The sequence below is a fragment of the Pseudoflavonifractor gallinarum genome, from assembly GCF_014982855.1.
GTDB classification, from domain to species: domain Bacteria; phylum Bacillota; class Clostridia; order Oscillospirales; family Oscillospiraceae; genus Pseudoflavonifractor_A; species Pseudoflavonifractor_A gallinarum.
In genome coordinates this window covers 14,901-36,446 of the sequence record NZ_JADCKF010000001.1, presented here as the reverse complement: position 1 = coordinate 36,446, position 21,546 = coordinate 14,901, and the positions used below count along the sequence as shown (strand labels likewise).

Here is a 21,546-nt window from a genome sequence, read left to right as displayed (position 1 = left end):
ACAGCCTTATCTCCAGAACTGGGAGGGTCCGCGGTGGACGAACTTGCCCAGGCCTTCCTTGATCACTTTGCCGTCCTCCACGGCGACCTCGCCGCCCAGCAGGACGGTCTCGGTACGGCCCGCCATCTCCATGCCCTCATAGGGCGTGTAGTCCACATTCTGATATTGCTCGGCCGCACGAATACACCACGTATAATTCGGATCAAAAATAACGATATCAGCGTCGCTTCCCACGGCCAGCGTGCCCTTCTGGGGGAACATGCCAAAGAGCTTGGCGGGATTCTCCGAGAGGGTCTTCATCATCTGAAGCTCGGAGATGTGCTCCTGCCGGACGCCGTAGGTGTACATGAGAGCCGGACGGTGCTCCACGCCGGGGATGCCGGGGGGGATGGCGGAGAAGTCGTCCTTGCCCAGGTGCTTGGTGGTGGCGTAGTTAAAGGAGCAGTGGTCGGTGCCGATGGTGTCGATCTCATCCTCACCCAGGGCCTCCCACAGGGCGTCCACATCCTCCTGCTTGCGCAGCGGGGGAGAGAAGACGTACTTGGCGCTCTCAAAGCCGGGGAGGTGATACTTCTCGTCGGTCATGGTGAAGTACTGGGGGCAGGACTCCAGGTAGAGGGACTGGCCGTGGGACCGGGCCATCAGGGCCTCCTCCAGGCCGCGCTGGGTGGAGAGATGGACCACGTTGACCGGATAGCCGGCCTGCTCGGCCAGATTGAGCCAGCGGTTGACGGCCTCAGACTCGATGAGGTCACTGTGGGCCAGGGGATGGGAGGCGGGCGTGAGCATACCGGCCTCCTTGAGCTCGGCAATGGCCTCGTCGATGAGGTCGCCGTTCTCGCAGTGGCAGCCCACCACGCCGCCCTCCTTACCAACGGCCTTGATGACCTCATAGGCCACGCCGTCGGGGATGCGCATGCCGTGGTAGGCCAGGTAGACCTTGTAGGAGGTGATGCCCTGCTCGGTCATTTTGGGCAGCTCTTCCCGGATGCGGGCATCCCAGTCCACGATGGTCATGTGGAAGGAGTAGTTGCAGGAGGCGTGGCCATCAGCACGGCTGTGCCACTCGTCCAGCGCGGACTGGAGGGAGTGGCCGTGCTCCGGCTCGGCAAAGTCCAGCACGCAGGTGGTGCCGCCGGCCAGGGCGGCCCGGGTGCCGGTCTCCCAGTTGTCCGCAGTCTCCCGGTCGGTGCCCTTGTTCATCTCGAAGTGCGTGTGGGTGTCGATAAAGCCGGGGAAAACCAGCTTGCCCCCCGCGTCGATGACCTGACAGCCGTCGGCGGAGAGGGCGGGGCCAATCTCGGCGATCTTGCCCGCATCCACCCGCAGATCAGCCTTTACCGGGCCGTCGGGGAGGATCAGGGTACCGTTTTGAATGAGGATGGACATAGATAGGCCTCCTTCAATAAGAGTAAATACAAAACAGGGCGGGTCACATCCAAAACGGATGTGACCCGCCCATTCAGGCTCCGTTTCAGCCATTTCCGGCTCTATTGTAGCACATGGAAAGGTTGAACGCAAGAGTACAGGAACGCTGCGCCGGAGGGGTCAGGGATGGATCCCATTGGCGTCGAAGGCCTTGAGCAGTTCGTCCATGGAGGGACGGACCAGCATGGGCTCTCCCGCGGCCTTGATGCCGTTGGCCACATCCTTGAGGCCGTTGCCGGTGACCACGCTGACCACCGTGGCGTCGGGGTCCAGGATGCCGCGCTCCAGGGCTTTCTTGACACCGGCAGTACCGGTGACACCGGCGGGCTCGCCAAAGACGCCCTGGGTCCGGCCCAGAAGGCGCATGGCGGCCAGAATCTCGTCGTCGGTGACGTTGACCACCAGACCGTCGGACTCCTCAATGGCCTGGAGGGCCTTGTCCGCGTTGCGGGGCACGCCCACGGCGATGGAGTCGGCCAGGGTGTTCTCCTCCATGGGCTGCCAGGGAGTGGCCGTCATGATAGCCCGGTTGAGGGGGCAGCAGCCCTCCGCCTGGACCGAGATGAGGCGGGGGAGCCGGTCGATGAATCCGGCGGCATAGAGGTCCTTGAGGCCCTTCCAGGCGCCGGCGATGGTGCAGCCATCGCCCACCGAGAGGGCGATGAAGTCGGGCACCTTCCAGTGGAGCTGCTCCAGGATCTCCAGGGTGACCGTCTTTTTGCCCTCGGAGAGATAGGGGTTGATGGCGGCGTTGCGGTTGTACCAGCCCCACTTCTCGATGGCGGCCTTGGAGAGCTCAAAGGTGTCCTCATAGGAGCCGTCCACGCTGATGACCGTGGCGCCGAAGATGCGCAGCTGGGCCACCTTGCCCTTGGGAGCGCGAGAGGGGACAAAGATGTAGGTGGGGATACCCGCCGCCGCCGCGTTGCCCGCCAGAGAGGAGGCGGCGTTGCCGGTGGAGGAGCAGGCAATGGTGTGGGCACCCGCCTCCCGGGCCTTGACCACCGCCATGGCGGAGGCGCGGTCCTTCAGAGAGGCGGTGGGATTCTGTCCGTCGTCCTTGATGTAGAGGGTCTTGAGGCCCAGCTCCCGGGCCAGATTGTCCGCCCGGTAGAGGGGAGACCAGCCCACCCGCAGTGGAGTGGGCGCCGAGTCGGCCTCCACGGGCAGGAAGGGACGGTAACGCCACATGGACCACTCCTGGCTGCGCTCCAGGTCGTCCCTGGTGAAGTGGGCCTTGATGTAATCGTAGTCGTAGACAATGTCCAGGATACCGCCGCAGGTACAGGTGGTGGTGTTGGGGGTGGCTTCATACTCCTTGCCGCACTTGACACATTTGGCGTATTTCACATTCTTCAGCAACGGGATGACCTCCTTTTCAAAACAGCCGGCGGGCGGGATTTCCCCGCCCGCCGGTCCGGTGTGTATGGATGAATGAGGCGCTTACAGGGCCTTGAGCAGTCCAGTGGCGTCGTTGAATTCGTTGATCAGCTCGTCCAGATCCTTGGCCTGCTGGTGGACGGCGTCCCAGGTGCCCTCGGTGTCGTACCACAGGGCGTTGAGGTCCTTCACGTCGCGGGCCTGCTGCTCCACCCAGGTGTAGTACTTCAGGTTGTGGACCCGCTTGCGGTCCCAGTAGTTGAGCTCGGCCATGTTGTCGGTCTTGAGGCCCAGAATGTGCAGGTTGTGGTCCAGAGCGGCCTCCTGCAGGTTGTAGGCGCCGTGCATCTGGTTGAGCTCTTCGATGCGGCTCTGATACATGACGGCCGAGTCGGTGAGGACGGTGACCACCACGTCGCGCTCGGTCAGCTCGTAGTACTTGGCCATCTTGATGCAGCACAGCACGTTGGCGATACCGGAAATGCCCATCCAGGTCAGCTTCTCCAGCAGCTCATCCGAGAGGCCCAGCTCTTCCTTCAGGTACTTCTGGCCGTCGGGGGTGTTGAAGAGGCGGAGCAGGCGCTGGGAATCCTCATCATCAATGTCGATGACCATATCGGTGTTCTTGACATTGTGGATCCAGGGGATGTGCTTGTCGCCGATACCCTCAATGCGGTGGCCGCCAAAGCCGTTTTCCAGAATGGTGGGGCACTGGAGCGCCTCGCCCACGGCCAGCTTCACATGGGGATAGCGGTCCTTGAGCAGGTCGCCGGCCGACATGGTGCCCGCCGAGCCGGAGGTAAAGCAGGCGCCGGCCAGACGGTCGCCGGGGCGCTTGACCGCCTCATAGAGATCGGCCAGAGCGGTACCGGTCACATTGTAGTGCCACAGGGGGTTGCCCATCTCTTCAAACTGGTTGAAGATCATCATGGTGGGATCCTGCTTGAGCTCCCAGGTCTTGTCAAAGATCTCCTTGACGTTGGACTCACAGCCGGGGGTGGCGATGACCTGGCCGGCGATCTGGCTGAGCCACTCGAAGCGCTCCTTGCTCATCTCGGCGGGAAGGATGGCTACGCTGTCACAGGCCAGCAGCTTGGAGTTGAAGGCGCCGCCGCGGCAGTAGTTGCCCGTGGAGGGCCAGACGGCATGGTGATAGGTGGCGTCAAACTGTCCGGTCACCAGACGGGGGGCCAGACATCCAAAGGAGGCGCCCACCTTGTGGCATCCGGTGGGGAACCACTTGCCCGCCATGGCCAGAATGCGGCAGGGAACACCGGTCAGGGAGGAGGGCAGCTCCACATAGTTGGGCACAGCCTGATAGCCGCCGCCAAATTCCTTGGCTTCGTTCTTCCAGGTAATGCGGAACAGGTTCAGAGGATTGACGTCCCACAGTCCCACATTTTTCAGCTTGTCCCGGATGGCGCCAGGAATGGATTCCGGCTCCTGCATCTGGGCAATGGTGGGAATGATGACGTTATTTTCGCGGGCCTTTTTGATGTTTCGGTCCAGACTGTCTCGGCGGATGGTAAGGTCAATCATATTCCGTGTCCTCCTTAAAATACAGAGTGCCAAAGGCGCTGCCATGCCCTAATCATAGCACAATCTGGAAATAAATCAAGAGGAAAGAAATAATTTTTGAACTTAGGCGTTTTCATTGAAAGTAAATCATATAATGAATTATTTGTACAAAATAACGGGAGTGTGACCATGCACGTTCAGATGAGTGAAATTCTGTCCGCCCGATAAAAACAGAGAACGGCCGCGGCGCGGAGAAAGACAGAAAAAAGCGGGCCGCAAATGCGGCCCGCCGGAAAAAATATTCAGATTAGCACTTCTCGAGGATGACGGCAGTGCCCATGCCGCCGCCGATGCACAGGGTGGCAAGGCCCTTCTTGGCCTCGGGACGCTTGCTCATCTCGTGCAGCAGGGTGACGATGATGCGGGCGCCGGAGCAGCCCACGGGGTGACCCAGGGAGATGGCGCCGCCGTTGACGTTGACCTTGCTCATGTCAAACTTCAGCTCGCGGGCCACAGCGATGGACTGGGCAGCAAAGGCCTCGTTGGCCTCCACCAGATCCATGTCCTCGATGGTCAGGCCGGCCTTCTCCATAGCCTGCTTGGAGGCGGGAACAGGACCCACGCCCATGATCTTGGGATCCACGCCGCCCTGGCCCCAGGAGACCAGCTTGGCCATGGGCTTCAGGCCGTACTTCTCCACAGCCTCGCCGGAGGCCAGGATGATGGCGGCAGCGCCGTCGTTGATGCCGGAGGCGTTGCCGGCGGTGACGCGGCCGTCCTTCTTGAAGGCGGGCTTCAGCTTGGCCAGACCCTCAGCGGTGGTGCCGTGGCGGGGGAACTCGTCGACCTTGAAGTCCACGATCTCCTTCTTGACCTTCACGGGCACGGGGACGATCTCGTCGTCAAACTTGCCGGCCTCCTGAGCAGCCTTGGCCTTCATCTGGGAGTTCAGGGCGAACTCGTCCAGCTCCTCGCGGGTGATGCCCCACTGGTCGCAGACGTTCTCAGCGGTGATGCCCATGTGGTAGTCGTTGAACACATCCCACAGGCCGTCCTTCACCATGGTGTCCACCAGCTTGGTGTCGTTCATGCGGGCGCCGAAGCGGGCGGCGGGCATGGCATAGGGGGCAGCGGACATGTTCTCGGTGCCGCCGGCCACGATGATGTCGGCGTCACCAGCCAGGATGGTACGGGCACCCTCGATCACGGACTTCATGCCGGAGCCGCAGACCATGCTGACGGTGTAGGCGGGCACTTCAACGGGAATACCGGCGCCCAGAGAAACCTGGCGGGCCATATTCTGACCGGCAGCGGCAGTCAGGATGCTGCCGAACATGACCTCGTCCACCTGCTCAGGCTTGACGTTGGCACGCTTGAGCGCCTCAGCCACAACGATGGAGCCCAGCTTGGCGGCGGGAACATCCTTCAGGGAACCACCGAAGGAGCCGATGGCGGTACGGCAGCAATTGACAACATAAATGTCCTTCATAGAATTGACCCTCCAAATATTTTACATTTCGTTCGATATATGGTCGCGGAATCGGCAATGAATACAAATTCGGTTTGCGAACCGGATGAGCTTATTATATATGATGGGGAAGAAAAATGCAACGGTGACTTGTGAATATTTTAACAATATACTTTGGAGGTCAAAAATCCGGCGGTCACCGGGACGAAACGCCCAGGACCGCCGGATTTGAATGAGAAAGTTAAAAATTTAACATACTTTCAAAAAATCTTTGGAGAGGTGCGGGATGCCGGAGTTTCTCAGGGGGCTGCGCTGCGGAGGATGAGTACATCCTCTGCGCCCAACTCCCGCAGGGCCTCCAGGGTATGGGTGGCCGTGGTCTGAATGGTAATGGTGAATTGATAAATATGTCCGTCTTCCACCAGTTCCGAACGGGCCTCCTGCGAGTAGAAGTGGAAGGTCAGATCGTTATAGTAGCAGTTGGCATAGCGGTCCTGATTCTCCAACAGATAGTGACGGCCCAGATTTCCCTCTTCCAGATCGGTGAGCACGGCGTCCAGAAGCAGCTGGGTATCCGCGCCGCTGGAGAAAATTTGATCGGCTCCCGTATAAGTGGAGAGGTTGACTCTGGTCAGCACATCGCCGCTGCGGTAGAGGGAGAGATACTCCTGCTGTGCCAGACCCGGAGCATTGATGAGCGCATCCAGCTTGGCGGCGGGAGAGGTGGGCTCGGCCAGAAGCTCCTCGTCCACCGGGATACGGTAGCTGCGCCGCATGGTGCCGCCGTCCCGGAAGAGATAGGTGAAGGAGAAGTAGAACGAGCCGGAAGTCTCCACATCCACCATATAATCTCCCACCTGCTGGGAGACATAGGAGTGGGAAGATACACGCTCAGCCGACTCCAGCTGGGACTGATGGTCGATGATGGTCTGATGGAGCTCCACCAGACGGGCAATGTCCTCCTCCCGGCGCAGGACGGAAGGAGAGGAAGCTCCATCATAGGGGGCGAAGGAGGGAGTATCCAGGCGTACTTCCACCACCTGCTGGGCCTGGGGGACCCGGACCTCAAAGCCGATCGGGTCGACCTCCAGAGTGCTCACGCCCAGCGTGAGCAGGATCAGAAAGCAGAGGCAGCCCTTCCAGCCCTGCCGGAAGACGCGGAAGGATTTGCACAGCAGCATTTCGGCGATAAAGTAGCCAAGGGCTCCTGTGAGCAGCAGGAAGAACAGGAGAGACCACAGGATGCTATGCGAGACCTGGGGCAGGAAGACGCTCCACAGAAAAGTGCCGATAACCACGGCGGAGCAGAAGGCCACACCGTATTTGAAGATGGGGCGCAGCCAGGAGACAGCCACCACATCCCCGGCGGTCTCCAGATGGCGGCGGCGGTAGAGGAGCAGGGCCAGTCCGGTGAAAACCAGCCCGGCCAGCATATACACAAAGACGGGAAGCAGTCCGGTAAAGTGATAATTGGGGGAGCCGGTGCTGCCCATGCGGTCGATGTAGCAGAGTGTGGGAGTGAGCCACTCCACCCAGGGGTTGAGTTGATATGAGGTATAAAATCCGAAGAGGAAGATGCGGGCCAGCTCCCGAAAGAGAGCATCCAGGCCGAACACCAGGCCGTTGAGGATGCCGTAGAAGGCGGGCAACGCCAGAATGTGGCCGGTAAACATGGCGCAGAACACCGCAAAGGAGTAGAAGAACAGGGAGACCATGCACTGGCACCAGCCCCACAGGAAGAGAGAGGTCAAATCCACCCCGTGGCCCGCATAGAGCTCTGCCCCCAGGGTGAGCAGGGCCACCACCAGAATGGGGAGGACAAAAAAGCTCAGGCCCGAGAGGTAGTTGGTGAGAAAGAGCCCCTCCCGCCGGATGGGCAGGGCGTGCATGAGCCCCACCGGACGGCTGGAGTAGAGATAGGAAAAGACCGCCATGGCACACAGTACACCAAAGCCCAGTGAGAGTAGGATACCCATGGGGATGGCGTACACTACATAACCGGTCGGGTAGTAATTATCCGGCATGGTATCATAGATACTGCGGCTGTTGAGAATGCCCACGGTCAGAATTAAGAACCAGATCACCCCGTACAGAGACCACAGGGGCCAGAACCGGGACCAGTTTTTCCGAAAGAGCGTGATGTTGAACCAGGCGCAGGGGCGGCGCTCCTTAGAGCACGATGTCACGGACGGCATAGTCCTCACCTCCCAATTCATAGATAAAGATTTCCTCCAGCGTCAGAGGCAGGGCCTCCATCAGAATGGGGGCATAAATCGCCAGACGGTTGGTCACCTCGTCGGCCGAGCCCCGGACAATCAGGGTATGGATACGCCCCACCTGGGACACATGGAGGACGGCCAGGTCCTCGGGGAGCTGAGGCAGCTCCCGCTCCTGGAAGACGATCTGCATCTTCACGATATTGTCCTGCAGATCCGCCAGGGCACGCTCCAGCAGCACCTTGCCCTGGGAGAGGATTCCCACATGGTCGCAGACGTCCTCCAGCTCCCGCAGGTTGTGGGAGGAGACCAGCACAGTGGTGCCATACTCCGCCACGTCGCCCATGAGGAGGGACCAGACCTGCCGGCGCATCACCGGGTCCAGACCGTCCACCGGCTCATCCAGCACCAGCAGGTCGGGCCGGCAGCACAGGGAGAGCCAGAAGGCCGCCTGCTTCTGCATGCCCTTGGAGAGACGGCGCACCGGGATATTTTCCTGCACCGAGGAAAAGACCTCTTTCAGAGCCTGGTAGCGCGCTTCATCAAAGCGGGGGTAGAAGCCCCGGAAAAAGCGCATCATATCCCGGGTGGAGGCGGACAGGAAGGTGTAGAGCTCATCGGGGATGGAAGCGATGCGGGCCTTGACGGCGGGGTTCTCGTAGACCGGCTCACCTGCCACCAGCACCTGGCCGGAATCCTGCCGATAAATGCCGGTGATGTGGCGCAGAATGGTGGATTTTCCCGCTCCGTTGGGGCCCACCAGGCCGTAGATGGCCCCGTCGGGCACCTCCATGTTCAGACCGTTCAGGGCCCGGAACCTGTCGAAGGTCTTTACTACATTTTGGACTGAGATCATAAACAGCGGCTCCTCCTTCTCAAATTATGGCTGGGAAACAGCATGCAGGCGACGAGAGAGCTCGTCCGGGCTCAGTCCCAGAAAAATCAGTTCAGCAGCCGTCTGGTCAAACCGATTTAAAAGGGTTTCCCGGCGCCGGCCCTGGATATCCCCCCGGTCAGCCGCAAAACAGCCCTTGCCGGCCACTGGGTGGAGGTAGCCCTCCGCCGCCAGGGATTCATAGGCCCGCTGGATCGTGTTGGGGTTGATGGCCAGCGTAGTGGCCATCGCGCGGACCGAGGGGAGCTTCTCCCCAGGCTGAATAGCGCCGGACACCACCAGACGGCGCAGACTGTCCATCACCTGTTCATAAATGGGGCGCGCATCCCGGGAGTCAAGACGAATCATAATCAGACCCCTTTCCTAGAGTTGAACTGTATGAGGTGTATTAATACAGTCAGTATAGAGGAGTATATGACCGGGAACAAGGGAAAAAGTCTTAACATTTTCTGACGATTCCGGACGGGAGACAAAAAACCGCCCCGGCGGTTTCACCGGGGCGGTTCGGAACGGTCAATTCTGAGAGACGGGAGTAAGCTCTTCCTGAGAGCGGAAGAGGCGGTCGGTGAGCGGGGCAAACCAGCGGGAGGACTGGCCAATGAGCACAGCAGCGATAATAGTGCCTTCCCGTACGGTGGTCACGCCATGGAAAACAATCAGAGAACCAATGGTGGCCAGCACCACCAGGGTAATATCGGTCGCGGTGCGGACATTGCCCCAGGCCCGACCGGTACGCTCGGCCACCACGCTGATGAAAGCCTCGCTGGGCTGAAGGGTGGCGTCGGCGGAGACCATCAGGGCCAGGCTCAGACCAAAGACAATGCAGCCCGCCACCAGGACCAGCAGCTTGGACACGTAGGAGGTGGGCACCACAGCGTTGCACAGCCACATATTGACGTCGATAAAGACGCTGCAGATAAAGGTGGGAACCAGCTGCGTGAGGATCTTGACCGGGTGCCAGGTCTTAGGCGCCACGATAAACTCAGCCACAAAAAACAGGAAGTTCAGCAGAAAGGAAAAGGTACCCAGCGAAATGTTGGGGAAAATCAGATAGAAGAGGTTGGTAATACTGCTCATGGGAGAGACACCAATGGTAGCCTTGATGCTCAGCGCAATACCGGTACCCATCAGGAACATGCCGATGAAAAAGACGATCCAGCGTTTGACCACTTGATCTTTTGTTGCAGCGGAGGGAGTAGACATAGAAAATCCACCATCTTTTCTTTTGAATTTTATGAGCCGGCAAGCCGCTGTTTTGCCAAAACTCATATAGTGATATGAGGAGTTTACGGCAAGGTTGTGCAGTTTGTCAAGAAAAATTTTATTGAACAGTCAGTGAGTGTATTTGATGTAAATACACTTTGAAATAAAACGTATTTATATTGGAGACGATGTAAGAAAAATTTGTATAGATAGAACAAAAATAAAAGCAAAAAACTGTAAAAAAGTGAAATATATGTCGTGCGCATGAAAAAGAGCGGGAAAGGGGCCGGTTCGGACCGGAAAGAAAATGCTGGCAATTGCCCAAAACGACATGACAAACCGTTGGAAAGCTACTATAATAAATACGGAGGGGCCCGGATCTCAGGGCCCCGGACCCAAGTGGGTCCAATGACTGTGAAGGGGTGATTCCCATGGTTTTGTTCGATGAGACGCATTGGTATCGGTTCCTGGAGTGCGTGGCCGACCTGATTGAGAGCCGTGAGGTGCTCTCCATGCGGGAGATCCCCCACCACCCGGGCTGCAACTGCTACGAGCACTCGGTATTCGTAGCCTATATTGCCTTCCGCCTGGCCCGGCGCTGGGGACTGGACTGCCGCACGGCGGCTCGCTGCGGCCTGCTCCACGACCTGTACCTGTACAACGCCCGGGAACCCGGGACCCATCCGGGCAACCAGTGCTTTGACCACCCGGTGGCCGCGGCACGCAATGCCCGCATGCTGTGCGGCGAGCTCTCGCCCAAAGAAGAGAATATCATTCTGTCCCATATGTGGCCCCTGGCCAAACGCCGGCCCCGCAGCCGGGAGGCGGCGGTTGTGAACCTGGCGGATAAGTTCTGTGCCACATTGGAGGTCTCCCAGCTCTGGCGTGTCATGGGGATGCGCCGCCTGGTCATGGCATAACCGGGGCAGAACCGGAAGGAGGATCCCCGGGGGTCCTCCTTTTTTTACGCTTTCCAGGCAACCTGCTGTGTAAAGAGGCGGTAAAGTTGTTGAGAAGCCGGGGGAAAACCCATTTGGAATTGTGCATTTGTCTGATATGGCATCGGGAGACGGATTTTCCCAAAAATATGGGTGCATTTCCACGGCCGCTTTGATATAATCGAAAAAAGAGAAGGAGTGTGACCGCGTATGACGGAAAAGGTGGGTGCAATCGTATTCCTGCCGCGGGAGGGGAACCGGCCGTCCCTGCTGCTGGAGCCGCTGCTCTTTGACCCTGCGGCCCTTTGGCTGGAGCAGGCACTGGAGCGCGCTGGAGCAGAGGAGTTTCTGGTGGTATGCCATCAGGACGACCAGGCCCAGGCCGAGACCTGTTTCCCGGAGGGAACGGTGTTCATCACCACCGGGACCGACGGGGCCAGAGAGCGTCTGCTGACCTTCCTGGAGGGACATGACCGGGTGGTGGCGGTGACCCGGCCTGTTTTTATGCCCGCCTATGCCGTCAGCCGCGTCCGGGATGGGCTGGCTGAGCTGCCGCCCCAGGAGAAAAATGCCATGCTCAGCCGGGGGATCCACCCGGAGGGACACGGTGTGTTTGAGTTTACTCCCGCCGGCCGGGCTGCGCTGGCCGAGGGCGGCGATATTCTGGAGGTCCTGACCGTCCACTGCCGTCCCTATGAGAGCTGCTTCCTCCCCCTGGAGGAGAAAAATCTGGAGGACCTCCAGACCGTAGCCCGGGAGGACAGCGTCAGCCGTGCCCGGGAAGCGGGGGTACGCTTCCTGGATCCCGCCCAGGCCTATATCGGGCCTCAGGTCACACTGGGCCGGGGAACGGTGGTGCTGCCCGGGGTCATCCTGCGGGGACGGACCGTGATCGGTCCGGAGTGCGAACTGGGCCCCAACACCATGATCCGGGACTGCGTGATCGGCCGGGGCGTGACGGTCAATGCCTCCCAGCTCAATGAGAGCACGGTGGAGGAGGGGACCAAGGTGGGACCCTTTGCCTATATCCGTCCGGGCTGCCATGTGGGCCGGGAGGTCAAGGTGGGCGACTTTGTGGAGCTGAAAAACTCCACCATCGGCGACGGCACCAAGATCTCGCACCTGACCTATGTGGGCGACTCCGACGTGGGCGGCCATGTAAACTTCGGCTGCGGTACGGTCACCGTCAACTATGACGGCACCAGCAAATTCCGCACCACCATCGGCGACAATGCCTTCATCGGCTGCAACACCAATCTGGTGGCCCCGGTAAAGATCGGGGACGGCGCCTATACCGCTGCCGGCTCTACCATCACCGACGATGTGCCGGCGGATTCTCTGGCCATTGCCCGGAGCATCCAGGTGGTCAAGAAGCAGTGGGCGGCCCGCCGGCGCAACCGCAGAAAATAAGCCATCCCCCGGGCAGAACCCGGATAAGATGCAGATAGAGAAGTGACTTGAGCGGCAGGGTTTGGCCGCAAAACATATGAGAGGATGTATGTAGAAATGATTGCACACGGTAAGGACATTAAGATCTTTTGCGGAAGCTCCAACCAGGCGCTGGCCCTGGACATCTGCAAGAAGATCGGCACCTCCCTGGGTGAGGCCGAGGTGGGCACCTTCTCCGACGGCGAGAAGTATGTGTCCATCTACGAGACGGTGCGTGGCTCTGACGTCTTTGTGATCCAGTCCACTTGCAGCCCCGTCAACGACAACCTGATGGAACTGCTCATCATGATCGACGCCATGAAGCGCGCCTCCGCCGGCCGTATCACCGCGGTCATCCCCTACTTCGGCTATGCCCGTCAGGACCGCAAGACCAAGCCCCGCGATCCCATCTCCGCCAAGCTGGTGGCCAACCTCATCACCCGCGCCGGCGCCGACCGGGTCCTCACCATGGACCTGCACGCCAATCAGATCCAGGGCTTCTTCGACATCCCCGTGGACAATCTGATGGGCTCTCCCGTGTTCGTCAACCACTTCCTGGAGAAGTACAAGGACTGCCACGACGAGGTGATGGTGGTCTCCCCCGACGTGGGATCCGTGGCCCGCGCCCGCGCCTTTGCCCAGAAGCTGGATATGCCTCTGGCCATCGTGGATAAGCGCCGCCAGAAGGCCAACTCCTCCGAGGTCATGAACATCATCGGCGATGTGCGCGGTAAGCGCGTCATCCTGCTGGACGACATGGTGGACACCGGCGGGTCCCTCTGCCACGCCGCCCAGGCTCTGGTGGAGATCGGCGGAGCCAAGTCGGTCACCGCCTGCGCCTCCCACGGCGTCCTCTCCGGTCCTGCGGTGGAGCGCATCCGCAACAGCGCCCTGGACGAGGTCCTCTTCCTCAACACCATCCCCGCCAAGGCGGAGACCTGCGACAAGATCAAGTATCTGTCCGTGGCCCCCATGTTCGCCGAGGCCATTGAGCGCATCTACGAGGAGATCTCGGTCTCCAAGCTGTTCCTGTAAGCATCCTCTCCCGCCTGCGGGCGGGTGCGGGGCGCCCCTGCCGGGTCATTTGCCCGGCGGGGACGCCCCCTTTTCTGCAATGCTGTAATCCTGTGAGGTGGTATCCATGTTTTTCGGAAGGACATCGGGCGGCGTATCCTGGCTGGTAGTGGGCCTTGGCAACATCGGTGAAAAGTACGACAACACCCGGCACAATGTGGGCTTTGAGGTAGCCGATGAGCTGGCGGAGCGGGGACGGGTACCCATCCAGAAGCTCAAGTACCGCGCTCTCACCAACACCCTGGAGATCGGGGGAGAAAAGGTTTTGCTGATGAAGCCGGTGACCTATATGAACCTCTCCGGTGAGGCGGTGGGGGAGGCGGCCCGTTTTTTCAAGGTGCCCGCCGACCATGTGCTGGTTATCTCGGACGATGTGTCCCTGCCGGTGGGAAAGCTGCGGGTGCGCCGCGGCGGTTCGGCCGGGGGACATAACGGCCTGAAAAACATCATCCAGCACCTGGGCAGCGACCAGTTCCCCCGGATCAAGGTAGGCGTGGGGGAGAAGCCCCATCCCGACTACGACATGGCCGACTGGGTGCTGGGAAAATTCCAGGGGGAGGACCGCAAGACCATGGACGTGGCCGTCAAACGGGCGGCCGACGCGGTGGAGTGCTTCCTCCGGGAGGGGCCGGACAAGACCATGAGCCGCTTCAACGGGTAAGTCTGCCATCTTTCGTATTTTGTAAGAAAATCGTTCATTCTTCTCAAAAGCCGTCTGCTATTCTGTGTGAGAGAACACATGGAATGGGAGGCGGCTTTTATCAGACGCTGGATATTGGAACGGGCCCGGGTGGGCGCCTGGATCTGGATGGGCCTGGGGCTGCTGGGCCTGGCAGCGGCGGAAATGCTGTACGATGGGTGGCAGCTCCCGCTGCTGCTGTTTTGGGTATGGGTCATAGGCTATATGGATGTGATCTCCATTCTAACGATAAAAGAACTGCGCCACCAGATGGCCCGGCTGGATCAGACCTGTGATCCGGCACCGCTGTTGGCGTGGTGCCGCTCCGTCCTGCGGCAGAACCCAGGCAGTACCCGCTATCGGGTCTATGAGGGGTTTTGCCTGCTTCTGCTGGGGCGGGAGGTGGAGGCCCTGTCGACCCTGGAACAGGTGGAGGGGCGGCGGAAGCTCTGGCGGCAGCCGGACAGCTTCCTGCTCTATGTGGCCTGCCGCAGTGATCTGTCCGACCCCGGGACGGCGGGACAGTGGCTGGAGCAGGGCCGCCGGGCGGCCCGCCGGAAATGGCTGGGGCGCAAGACCCTTGAGAAGGCCCTGAGGGAACAGGAGCTCTGCCTCGCCCTGCGGCAGGGACAGACCGAGGGACTGGAGGGGGCCATGAAGGCCTGCCTGGAGAAGGCGTCTTCCCTGCGTCTGCGGGTGGCCTGGCACTATGAATTGGGGCAGCTCTTCCGGGCGCTGGGCCGGCCGGAAGAGGCGGCGGAGCATCTGCGCTTCGTGGCCCAGTATGGAAACCGTCTGGCGATACGCAGCCGGGCGGAGGAGTTGCTGGAGCTGGGACGCTGAGGCAGACTGTTCTTCCAATCCATATCGGAGCAAATGGGCGCCGCGGGAGAGAGCACTCCCGCGGCGCTGTACGCATGGGCAATTTTGTTACCAAACTGTGGGGACTTTTTGGCACGTATGGGATACAATCCAGAGAGACGGACCTGGAACGGCCCGGGAGAGGGATGGAAGGCATGGGACAGAGGAAATTGTTTTGCCAGTGGGGGCCGGTCTGCTACCGGATCTCACTGAAAAAGGAAGCGCTGCGGCGGAGGCTGTGGGACTGGCGGGAGCGCACCGCCTTTGCCCGGACCAGACAGGTGGAATCGCTTCCGGTGGTGGTGAAGGGACACCGCTCTCCCATCCTGCGCCCGCTGCACGGGGTGGATATGGCCCTTCAGGAGAACAAGCGGCAGAATCTGGCCCTGGCGGCCCCCTGTGTGGACGGCATCTGTGTGGAGCCGGGGCAGGTCTTTTCCTTCTGGGCACTGGTGGGGCCGCCCACCGCCCGGCGGGGATACCGGGAGGGCCTGACCATCGGCGGGGGGCGGTTCTACACCGGTGTGGGCGGGGGACTGTGCCAGCTGGCCAACCTGATCCACTATCTGGTGCTCAACAGCCCCCTCACCGTGCGGGAGCTCCACCACCACTCGGACGCCCTCTTCCCGGACGCCCAGCGGCGGGTACCCTTCGGCACGGGCACGTCCATTTTCTATCCCCATGTGGATTACCGCTTCCGGAATGACACGGACCAGACCGTACAGCTGCGGGTGTGGCTGGAGGGGGACGACCTGTGCGGCGAACTGCGGGCCGGGCATCCCTTCCTGCGGCGCTACCGCCTGCGGGAGGAGGGCGCGGGTTATGTCCGGGAGGGGGAGGACTGGTTCCGGGTGAGCCAGGTCTACCGGGAGGTACTGGACCGCGCCACCGGTGAAGTGGTGGGCCGGGAGCTGGTGCTGGACAACCACTCCCGGGTGATGTATGATCCCGCCCTCATCCCCCAGGAGGAGAAGGTATGAGACTGCTGGAGCGGCTGCGGGAGAACTGCGGCGGACTGGGGGAGCGTCCCGCCTTCTGCGGCGGCGGGGAGGCGATGAGCTGGGCGGTTCTGGGGGCAAAGGTGCGGGCAACCGCGGCTATGCTGGCCCGTGGCCGGGGACCGGTGGTGGTATACGGGCACAAGGAGCCGTGGATGCCCGCGTGCTTTCTCGCCTGCCTGCTGGCCGGGCGGCCCTATCTCCCGGCGGACCGGAGCTGGCCCCACGAGCGGGTGCGCCGGGCGGCGGAGCTGGCCGGTGCCACACTGCTGCTGGCGGTGGAACCGATGGAATTGCCCGGACTGGAGACCTGGGACCGGGGGGCGCTGGAGGCCCTCCCCGACCCTGGGACATGGTGCGAATGTATGGCCGGTCCGGCGGAGATTGCCTATATTATCTTCACCTCGGGGAGTACGGGAGTACCCAAGGGAGTCCCCATTTCCCGGGGAAGTTTAGACCATTTTTTGACCTGGGCCCTCTCCCTGCCGGGGATCGCCGCTTGTGCCGGGCGGGGAGTGCTCAATCAGGCGGGCTATGCCTTTGACCTGTCGGTGGCCGACCTCTATCTGGCGGTGATGACAGGGGGGACCCACACCGCCCTGACCGGAGAGGAGCAGAGCGACTTTTCCACAATGTTTGCCCGGATGTGGAAAAGCGGAGCGGGACTGCTGGTGGCCACGCCCACCTTTCTGCGGCTCTGCCTCACGGATGCGTCCTTCTGCTGCGGACAGATGGGAACTTTGGGCGGGGTGCTCTCCTGTGGGGAAGTCCTTCGGTCACGGACAGCGGAAAAACTGTTCCGGCGCTTCCCAAAACTGCTCCTCTACAACGCTTACGGCCCTACGGAGGGAACCTGCGCAGTCTCTGCTGCCCGCATCCATCCCGAGGACTGCGGGAGTGAGCTTCCCATCGGAGAGATGGCGCGGTGCGGCGCGGATATCTCCATAGAGATAGGGGGAGCGCCCTGTCCGGAGGGGACGGTGGGGGAGATCGTGCTGCGGGGCGCGCAGCTCTCGCCGGGTTATCTGAATGGGATACCGGGCGGGTTCCGGGATACCCTCACCGGGCGGGCCTACGGCACGGGAGACCTGGGGATAATTCGCGACGGAAAGCTCTGGTACCGGGGACGGATGGATGAACAGATCAAATACCGGGGCTACCTGGTGGAACCGGGGGAGATCGAGGCGGCGCTGGAGACCCTGAGCGGCATCGAGCGGGCGGCGGTGCTCCCCCGGCTGGGCCGGGACGGGGGCGTACAGGGCCTGGTCGCCTTTGTGGAGAGCCCCCAATTACCTGACTGGAGCGGGGTGAAGGAGGAACTGGAACAGCGCCTCCCACCCTGGATGTGCCCGGGGCAGTATGCGTGGGTGGAACATATGCCCCTTACCCCCAACGGAAAATGCGACCGGAATACCTTAAAGGAGTGGGTGCGAGATGGTAAGCCTGGATGAGATCCGGGACCTGCTGGTGGAGGCCTGTGGAAGTCCGGAGGCGGGGGAGCCGGGGGTGGACCTGCTGGAGCGGGGACTTCTGGACTCCCTGGCCCTCATCACCCTGCTGGAGGGTCTGGAGGACCGGGGTATCGAGCTGATCCCCACCCAGCTTCCCAGAGAGACCTTCCGCACGGCGGAGTCCATCCTGCAGGCGGCCCGGGCGGCCGAAATGTGACATAGAAAAAAGGTCTGCCCCCTTCTCAAAACCGTCTGAGTTTTTGAGAAGGGGGCGTTTTTGTGCCGGAAACCGCCTGATTTCCCTTGACGGCCACCCCGAACAGGGACTATACTGTCCACACGTATACCCCCCTCCCGGATGGGAACGGGGGCTTTCGGCACGTCTATAACTTCCATATTTTTCTAGAAAGGAGGGCACAGCATGCAGCTGCTGACCCAGGTCCTGCGGGAGCTGCCGGAGGTGCGCAAGCTCCTGGCGGCCATCGAGGAGGGGGGCTGCCCCGCGGCCTTCTCCGGCCTCTCCCCAGTGCTGCGGGCCTATATTGCCGCCGCCGTCCGGCGGGAGACCGGCCGGAGCGTGGTACTGCTCTGCGCCGACGAGACCGAGGGGGAGCGCCTCAGCCGGGATCTGAGGGCCCTGACCGGGGAGGAGGTGCGCCTGGTAGCGGCCCGGGAGTTTACCTTCCACCACGCCGCGGTGGTCTCTCGGCAATATGAGCACCGGCGCCTGGCCGCCTTCCACGCTCTGCTGGAGGGGAAGAGTCCCCTCACCGTGGTAACGGTGGAGGCCCTCCTCCAGCGCACCCTGCCCCCGGAGGCCCTGAGACGGGCCAGCCGCACCATCCGCCTGGGGGAGAGCTATGACCTCAACGAGCTGGCCGAGGCCCTCTCCGCCGCGGGCTATACCCGGGGACAGCAGGTGGAGGGCGTGGGCCAGTTTGCCCTGCGGGGCGGTATTCTGGACTTCTTCTCCCCGGCCCAGGAGCGGCCGGTCCGGGTGGAGTTCTTCGGCGACGAGGCCGACTCCATGGGCTATTTTGACGTCAACACCCAGCGCCGCACGGAAAACTGTGAGGAGGCCTGCTTCCTCCCGGCGGCCGAGGTGCTGCCCCAGCTCTCCCCCGGCGGGGCGGAGGGACTGAAGGAGCGCCTGACCGGGCTGCTCTCCCAGGTCCGCCGCCGGAAGGGGGACCAGGCCGCCCTCCTTCAGAATCTGGAGGAGGATCTGGAGCGGCTGACCCAGGAGACCTCCTTCCCGGCCCTGGACCGGTATCTGGCCCTGGTCTATCCGGAGATGGCCACCGCCGCCGACTACCTGCCCGAGGACGCGGTGGTGCTCTTCAGCGAGAGCCCCCGGGTGGTCGAGCGGGGGAAAAACTACCTCTGGCAGATGGGGGAGGACACAAATGCCCTGCTGGAAAACGGCACCCTGGCCGGGGAGTGCGCCCGCTTTACCCGCACCCTGGAGGAGCTCTATGCCCGCCTGTCCGACTGGCCGGTGGCCTATCTGGACTCCTTCGCCACGGGGCAGTACCCCATGAAGCCCCGCACCCTCCTGAACCTGCTGGCCAAGCAGCTCCCCTCCTACGGGACCAGCCTGGAGACGGCGGTCTCCGACCTCTCCCACTATCTGGACGAGGGATACCGGGCGGTGGTGCTGGTCTCCAGCCAGCAGCGGGCCGACAACCTCCAGGCCCTCCTGCGGGAGCAGGGGCTCCGGCCTGCGGTGGACTATGCCCTCCATGCTCTGCCCGAGTCGGGAAAGGCCACCATCGCCGTGGGCGGATTGTCGGCGGGCCTGGAATTCCCGGAGGCCCGCTTTGCCATCCTCACCGAGGGGAGCGCGGCCCCCGTCAAGAAGGCCCGGGCCAAGGCAGTCACCAATCGGGCCAAGCTCAGCTCCTATGCCGATCTCTCTCCCGGTGACCTGGTGGTCCACGAACACCACGGGGTGGGCCGCTATCAGGAGATGGTCAAGATGCAGGTGGACGGGGTGGAGAAGGACTACATCAAGATCGCCTATGCCGGGGCCGATGTACTCTATGTTCCTGCCACCCAGCTGGACCTGGTGAGCAAATACATTGGAGGCGGCGAGGACGCCCAGGAGAAGAAAAAACTCTCCAAGCTGGGAGGGACCGACTGGGAAAAGGCCAAGACCCGGGCGAAAAAGGCGGTCAAGGACCTGGCCAAGGGCCTCATCCAGCTCTATGCCGAGCGGCAGCGCCAGCCGGGCTATGCCTTTTCTCCCGACTCCGAGTGGATGCGGGAATTTGAGGAGCAGTTTGAGTACGCTGAGACCGACGACCAGCTCCGCTGCATCGAGGAGATCAAGCGGGACATGGAGACGGCCCGGCCCATGGACCGTCTGCTCTGCGGCGACGTGGGCTACGGCAAGACGGAGGTGGCCTTCCGGGCCATCATGAAGTGTGTGCTGGACGGCAAGCAGGCGGCCATCCTGGTGCCCACCACCGTTCTGGCCCGGCAGCACTTCCTCTCCGCCAAGCAGCGCTTTGCCCGGTATCCGGTGGACATCGACGTGGTCTCCCGCTTCCGCACCAGCGCCCAGATGAAGGAGACATTGCGCCGGGTGGAGCAGGGGGGCGTGGACCTGCTCATCGGAACCCACCGGCTCTTTCAGAAGGATGTGAAGTTCAAGGACCTGGGGCTCCTGGTCATCGACGAGGAGCAGCGCTTCGGCGTGGCCCACAAGGAGCGGCTCAAGGAGATCTCCAAGCAGGTGGATGTGCTCACCCTGTCGGCCACGCCCATTCCCCGGACCCTCAATATGGCCCTCTCGGGCATCCGGGATATGTCCACCCTGGAGCAGCCCCCCATGGACCGGCAGCCGGTGCAGACCTATGTGCTGGAGCACGACTGGGGAGTCCTGGCCGACGCCATGCGCCGGGAGCTGGAGCGGGGCGGCCAGATCTACTACCTCCACAACCGGGTGGAGACCATCACCCGCACGGCCGCCCGTATCAAGGAGATGCTGGGAGGCGAGGTGTCCGTGGGGGTGGCCCACGGCAAGATGTCCCAGGAGGAGCTCAACGACGTCATGAAGCGCATGAGCGACGGCGAGGTGGATATCCTGGTGTGCACCACCATCATTGAGACCGGCATCGACATCGCCAATGCCAACACCCTCATCATTGAGGACGCCGACCACATGGGCCTGGCCCAGCTCCACCAGATCCGCGGCCGGGTGGGCCGCTCCAGCCGCCGGGCCTATGCCTATCTGACCTTCCGGAAGGGAAAGGTGCTCAGCGAGGTGGCCTCCAAACGGCTGGGCGCCATCCGGGAGTTTGCGGAGTTCGGCTCGGGCTTCAAGATCGCCATGCGGGATTTGGAGATCCGGGGCGCGGGCAACGTGCTGGGCCCCGAGCAGAGCGGCTTCATGCTCAGCGTAGGCTACGATCTCTACCTCAAGCTCCTGGAGGAGGCGGTGCTGGAGGAGCGGGGAGAGCCCGTGCCCCGCAACACCGAGTGCTCCGCCGACCTCACGGTGGCGGCCTCCATCCCCGACCGGTATGTGCCCAGTCCTGAGCAGCGGATGGACCTCTACCGGCGCATTGCCGCCATCCGCAGCGAGGAGGATGCCGACGATCTGACCGACGAGCTCATCGACCGCTACGGCGATCCCCCGCGGACGGTGAACAACCTCATCGCCGTGGCCCTCATGCGTGCCGACGCCGCCCGAAACGGCATTTTGGAGATCAATCAGAAGGGGACCAACCTCCATTTTTACCTCAGCGACTTCCGGCTGGAGCGGATCTCCACTCTCTGCGCCGAGCGGAAATACCAGGGGCGGCTGGTGGTGGTGCCCGGGGAGCGGCCCTGCATCGCCCTGCGCCTGAAAAAGGGAGAGGACGCCCTCAAGTGGAGCCGAAAGCTGGTGGAGGACTACTCCGCCACCGCCCCTGCCGTGGCGGAGTGACGGAGCGGGCGTGCCCTTTTCCGGTTGTGCTCGACGGACATCGGTGGTATAGTGTAACAAGCAAATAAAAGGAGG

At 62.0% G+C, this 21,546-nt stretch carries 17 protein-coding genes; 9 read left to right on the top strand and 8 right to left on the bottom strand.

The annotated features are described in order from the left end of the window. Window positions 1-6: 6 nt before the first annotated feature. The 8 genes from hydA to INF37_RS00110 all read right to left on the bottom strand — a co-directional run bounded on the left by hydA (window position 7) and on the right by INF37_RS00110 (window position 10,108). Entirely contained in the window at window positions 7-1,389 is a 1,383-nt protein-coding gene (gene hydA, locus INF37_RS00145; RefSeq protein ID WP_193535644.1) for a dihydropyrimidinase, read from the bottom strand. A 159-nt stretch (window positions 1,390-1,548) separates the two neighbouring features. Beyond that, window positions 1,549-2,787, bottom strand: a complete 1,239-nt coding sequence (locus INF37_RS00140; RefSeq protein WP_101692678.1) for a threonine synthase — start codon at window positions 2,785-2,787, stop codon at window positions 1,549-1,551. A gap of 84 nt (window positions 2,788-2,871) precedes the next feature. Beyond that, window positions 2,872-4,347, bottom strand: a complete 1,476-nt coding sequence (locus tag INF37_RS00135) for a pyridoxal-5-phosphate-dependent protein subunit beta (protein ID WP_193535642.1) — start codon at window positions 4,345-4,347, stop codon at window positions 2,872-2,874. A gap of 286 nt (window positions 4,348-4,633) precedes the next feature. After that, window positions 4,634-5,815, bottom strand: coding sequence for an acetyl-CoA C-acetyltransferase (locus INF37_RS00130; protein ID WP_193535640.1), 1,182 nt, complete (start codon window positions 5,813-5,815; stop codon window positions 4,634-4,636). A 278-nt stretch (window positions 5,816-6,093) separates the two neighbouring features. Next, window positions 6,094-7,989 (bottom strand): ABC transporter permease, encoded by a 1,896-nt coding sequence (locus tag INF37_RS00125; RefSeq protein WP_193535638.1) that lies wholly within the window; start codon window positions 7,987-7,989, stop codon window positions 6,094-6,096. Then, a complete protein-coding gene (locus tag INF37_RS00120) occupies window positions 7,964-8,866 on the bottom strand; it encodes an ABC transporter ATP-binding protein (RefSeq protein WP_193535636.1) in 903 nt (300 codons plus the stop codon). The genes INF37_RS00125 and INF37_RS00120 overlap by 26 nt, the downstream gene beginning before the upstream one ends. Before the next feature lie 24 nt (window positions 8,867-8,890). Continuing rightward, window positions 8,891-9,253, bottom strand: a complete 363-nt coding sequence (locus INF37_RS00115) for a GntR family transcriptional regulator (protein ID WP_101692620.1) — start codon at window positions 9,251-9,253, stop codon at window positions 8,891-8,893. Between the two features lie 165 nt (window positions 9,254-9,418). Continuing rightward, the gene (locus INF37_RS00110) at window positions 9,419-10,108 is read right to left on the bottom strand and encodes a YczE/YyaS/YitT family protein (protein ID WP_193535634.1); all 690 of its coding nucleotides are present in this window, start codon (window positions 10,106-10,108) and stop codon (window positions 9,419-9,421) included. A 431-nt stretch (window positions 10,109-10,539) separates the two neighbouring features. Here INF37_RS00110 and INF37_RS00105 point away from each other — a divergent pair, with 431 nt between their 5' ends. The 9 genes from INF37_RS00105 (at window position 10,540) to mfd (ending at window position 21,471) form a co-directional block, all read left to right on the top strand. Then, window positions 10,540-11,028 (top strand): HD domain-containing protein, encoded by a 489-nt coding sequence (locus INF37_RS00105; RefSeq protein WP_101692622.1) that lies wholly within the window; start codon window positions 10,540-10,542, stop codon window positions 11,026-11,028. A gap of 228 nt (window positions 11,029-11,256) precedes the next feature. Then, window positions 11,257-12,456, top strand: coding sequence for a DapH/DapD/GlmU-related protein (locus tag INF37_RS00100; protein WP_193535632.1), 1,200 nt, complete (start codon window positions 11,257-11,259; stop codon window positions 12,454-12,456). A 96-nt stretch (window positions 12,457-12,552) separates the two neighbouring features. Further along, window positions 12,553-13,509: a ribose-phosphate pyrophosphokinase gene (locus INF37_RS00095; protein WP_101692624.1), complete on the top strand. Its 957-nt coding sequence runs from the start codon at window positions 12,553-12,555 to the stop codon at window positions 13,507-13,509. A gap of 106 nt (window positions 13,510-13,615) precedes the next feature. Beyond that, a complete protein-coding gene (pth, locus tag INF37_RS00090; RefSeq protein ID WP_101692625.1) occupies window positions 13,616-14,209 on the top strand; it encodes an aminoacyl-tRNA hydrolase in 594 nt (197 codons plus the stop codon). 78 nt (window positions 14,210-14,287) lie between these two features. Beyond that, the gene (locus tag INF37_RS00085) at window positions 14,288-15,070 is read left to right on the top strand and encodes a tetratricopeptide repeat protein (RefSeq protein ID WP_193535630.1); all 783 of its coding nucleotides are present in this window, start codon (window positions 14,288-14,290) and stop codon (window positions 15,068-15,070) included. A 173-nt stretch (window positions 15,071-15,243) separates the two neighbouring features. Continuing rightward, complete coding sequence (locus tag INF37_RS00080) at window positions 15,244-16,068, top strand: VanW family protein (RefSeq protein WP_193535628.1); 825 nt, start codon at window positions 15,244-15,246, stop codon at window positions 16,066-16,068. Then, entirely contained in the window at window positions 16,065-17,537 is a 1,473-nt protein-coding gene (locus INF37_RS00075) for an AMP-binding protein (protein ID WP_193535626.1), read from the top strand. The genes INF37_RS00080 and INF37_RS00075 overlap by 4 nt, the downstream gene beginning before the upstream one ends. Continuing rightward, complete coding sequence (locus INF37_RS00070) at window positions 17,521-17,754, top strand: phosphopantetheine-binding protein (RefSeq protein ID WP_193535624.1); 234 nt, start codon at window positions 17,521-17,523, stop codon at window positions 17,752-17,754. Before INF37_RS00075 ends, INF37_RS00070 begins: the two co-directional genes overlap by 17 nt. A gap of 204 nt (window positions 17,755-17,958) precedes the next feature. Continuing rightward, entirely contained in the window at window positions 17,959-21,471 is a 3,513-nt protein-coding gene (gene mfd, locus INF37_RS00065) for a transcription-repair coupling factor (RefSeq protein ID WP_193535622.1), read from the top strand. Window positions 21,472-21,546: the final 75 nt, after the last annotated feature.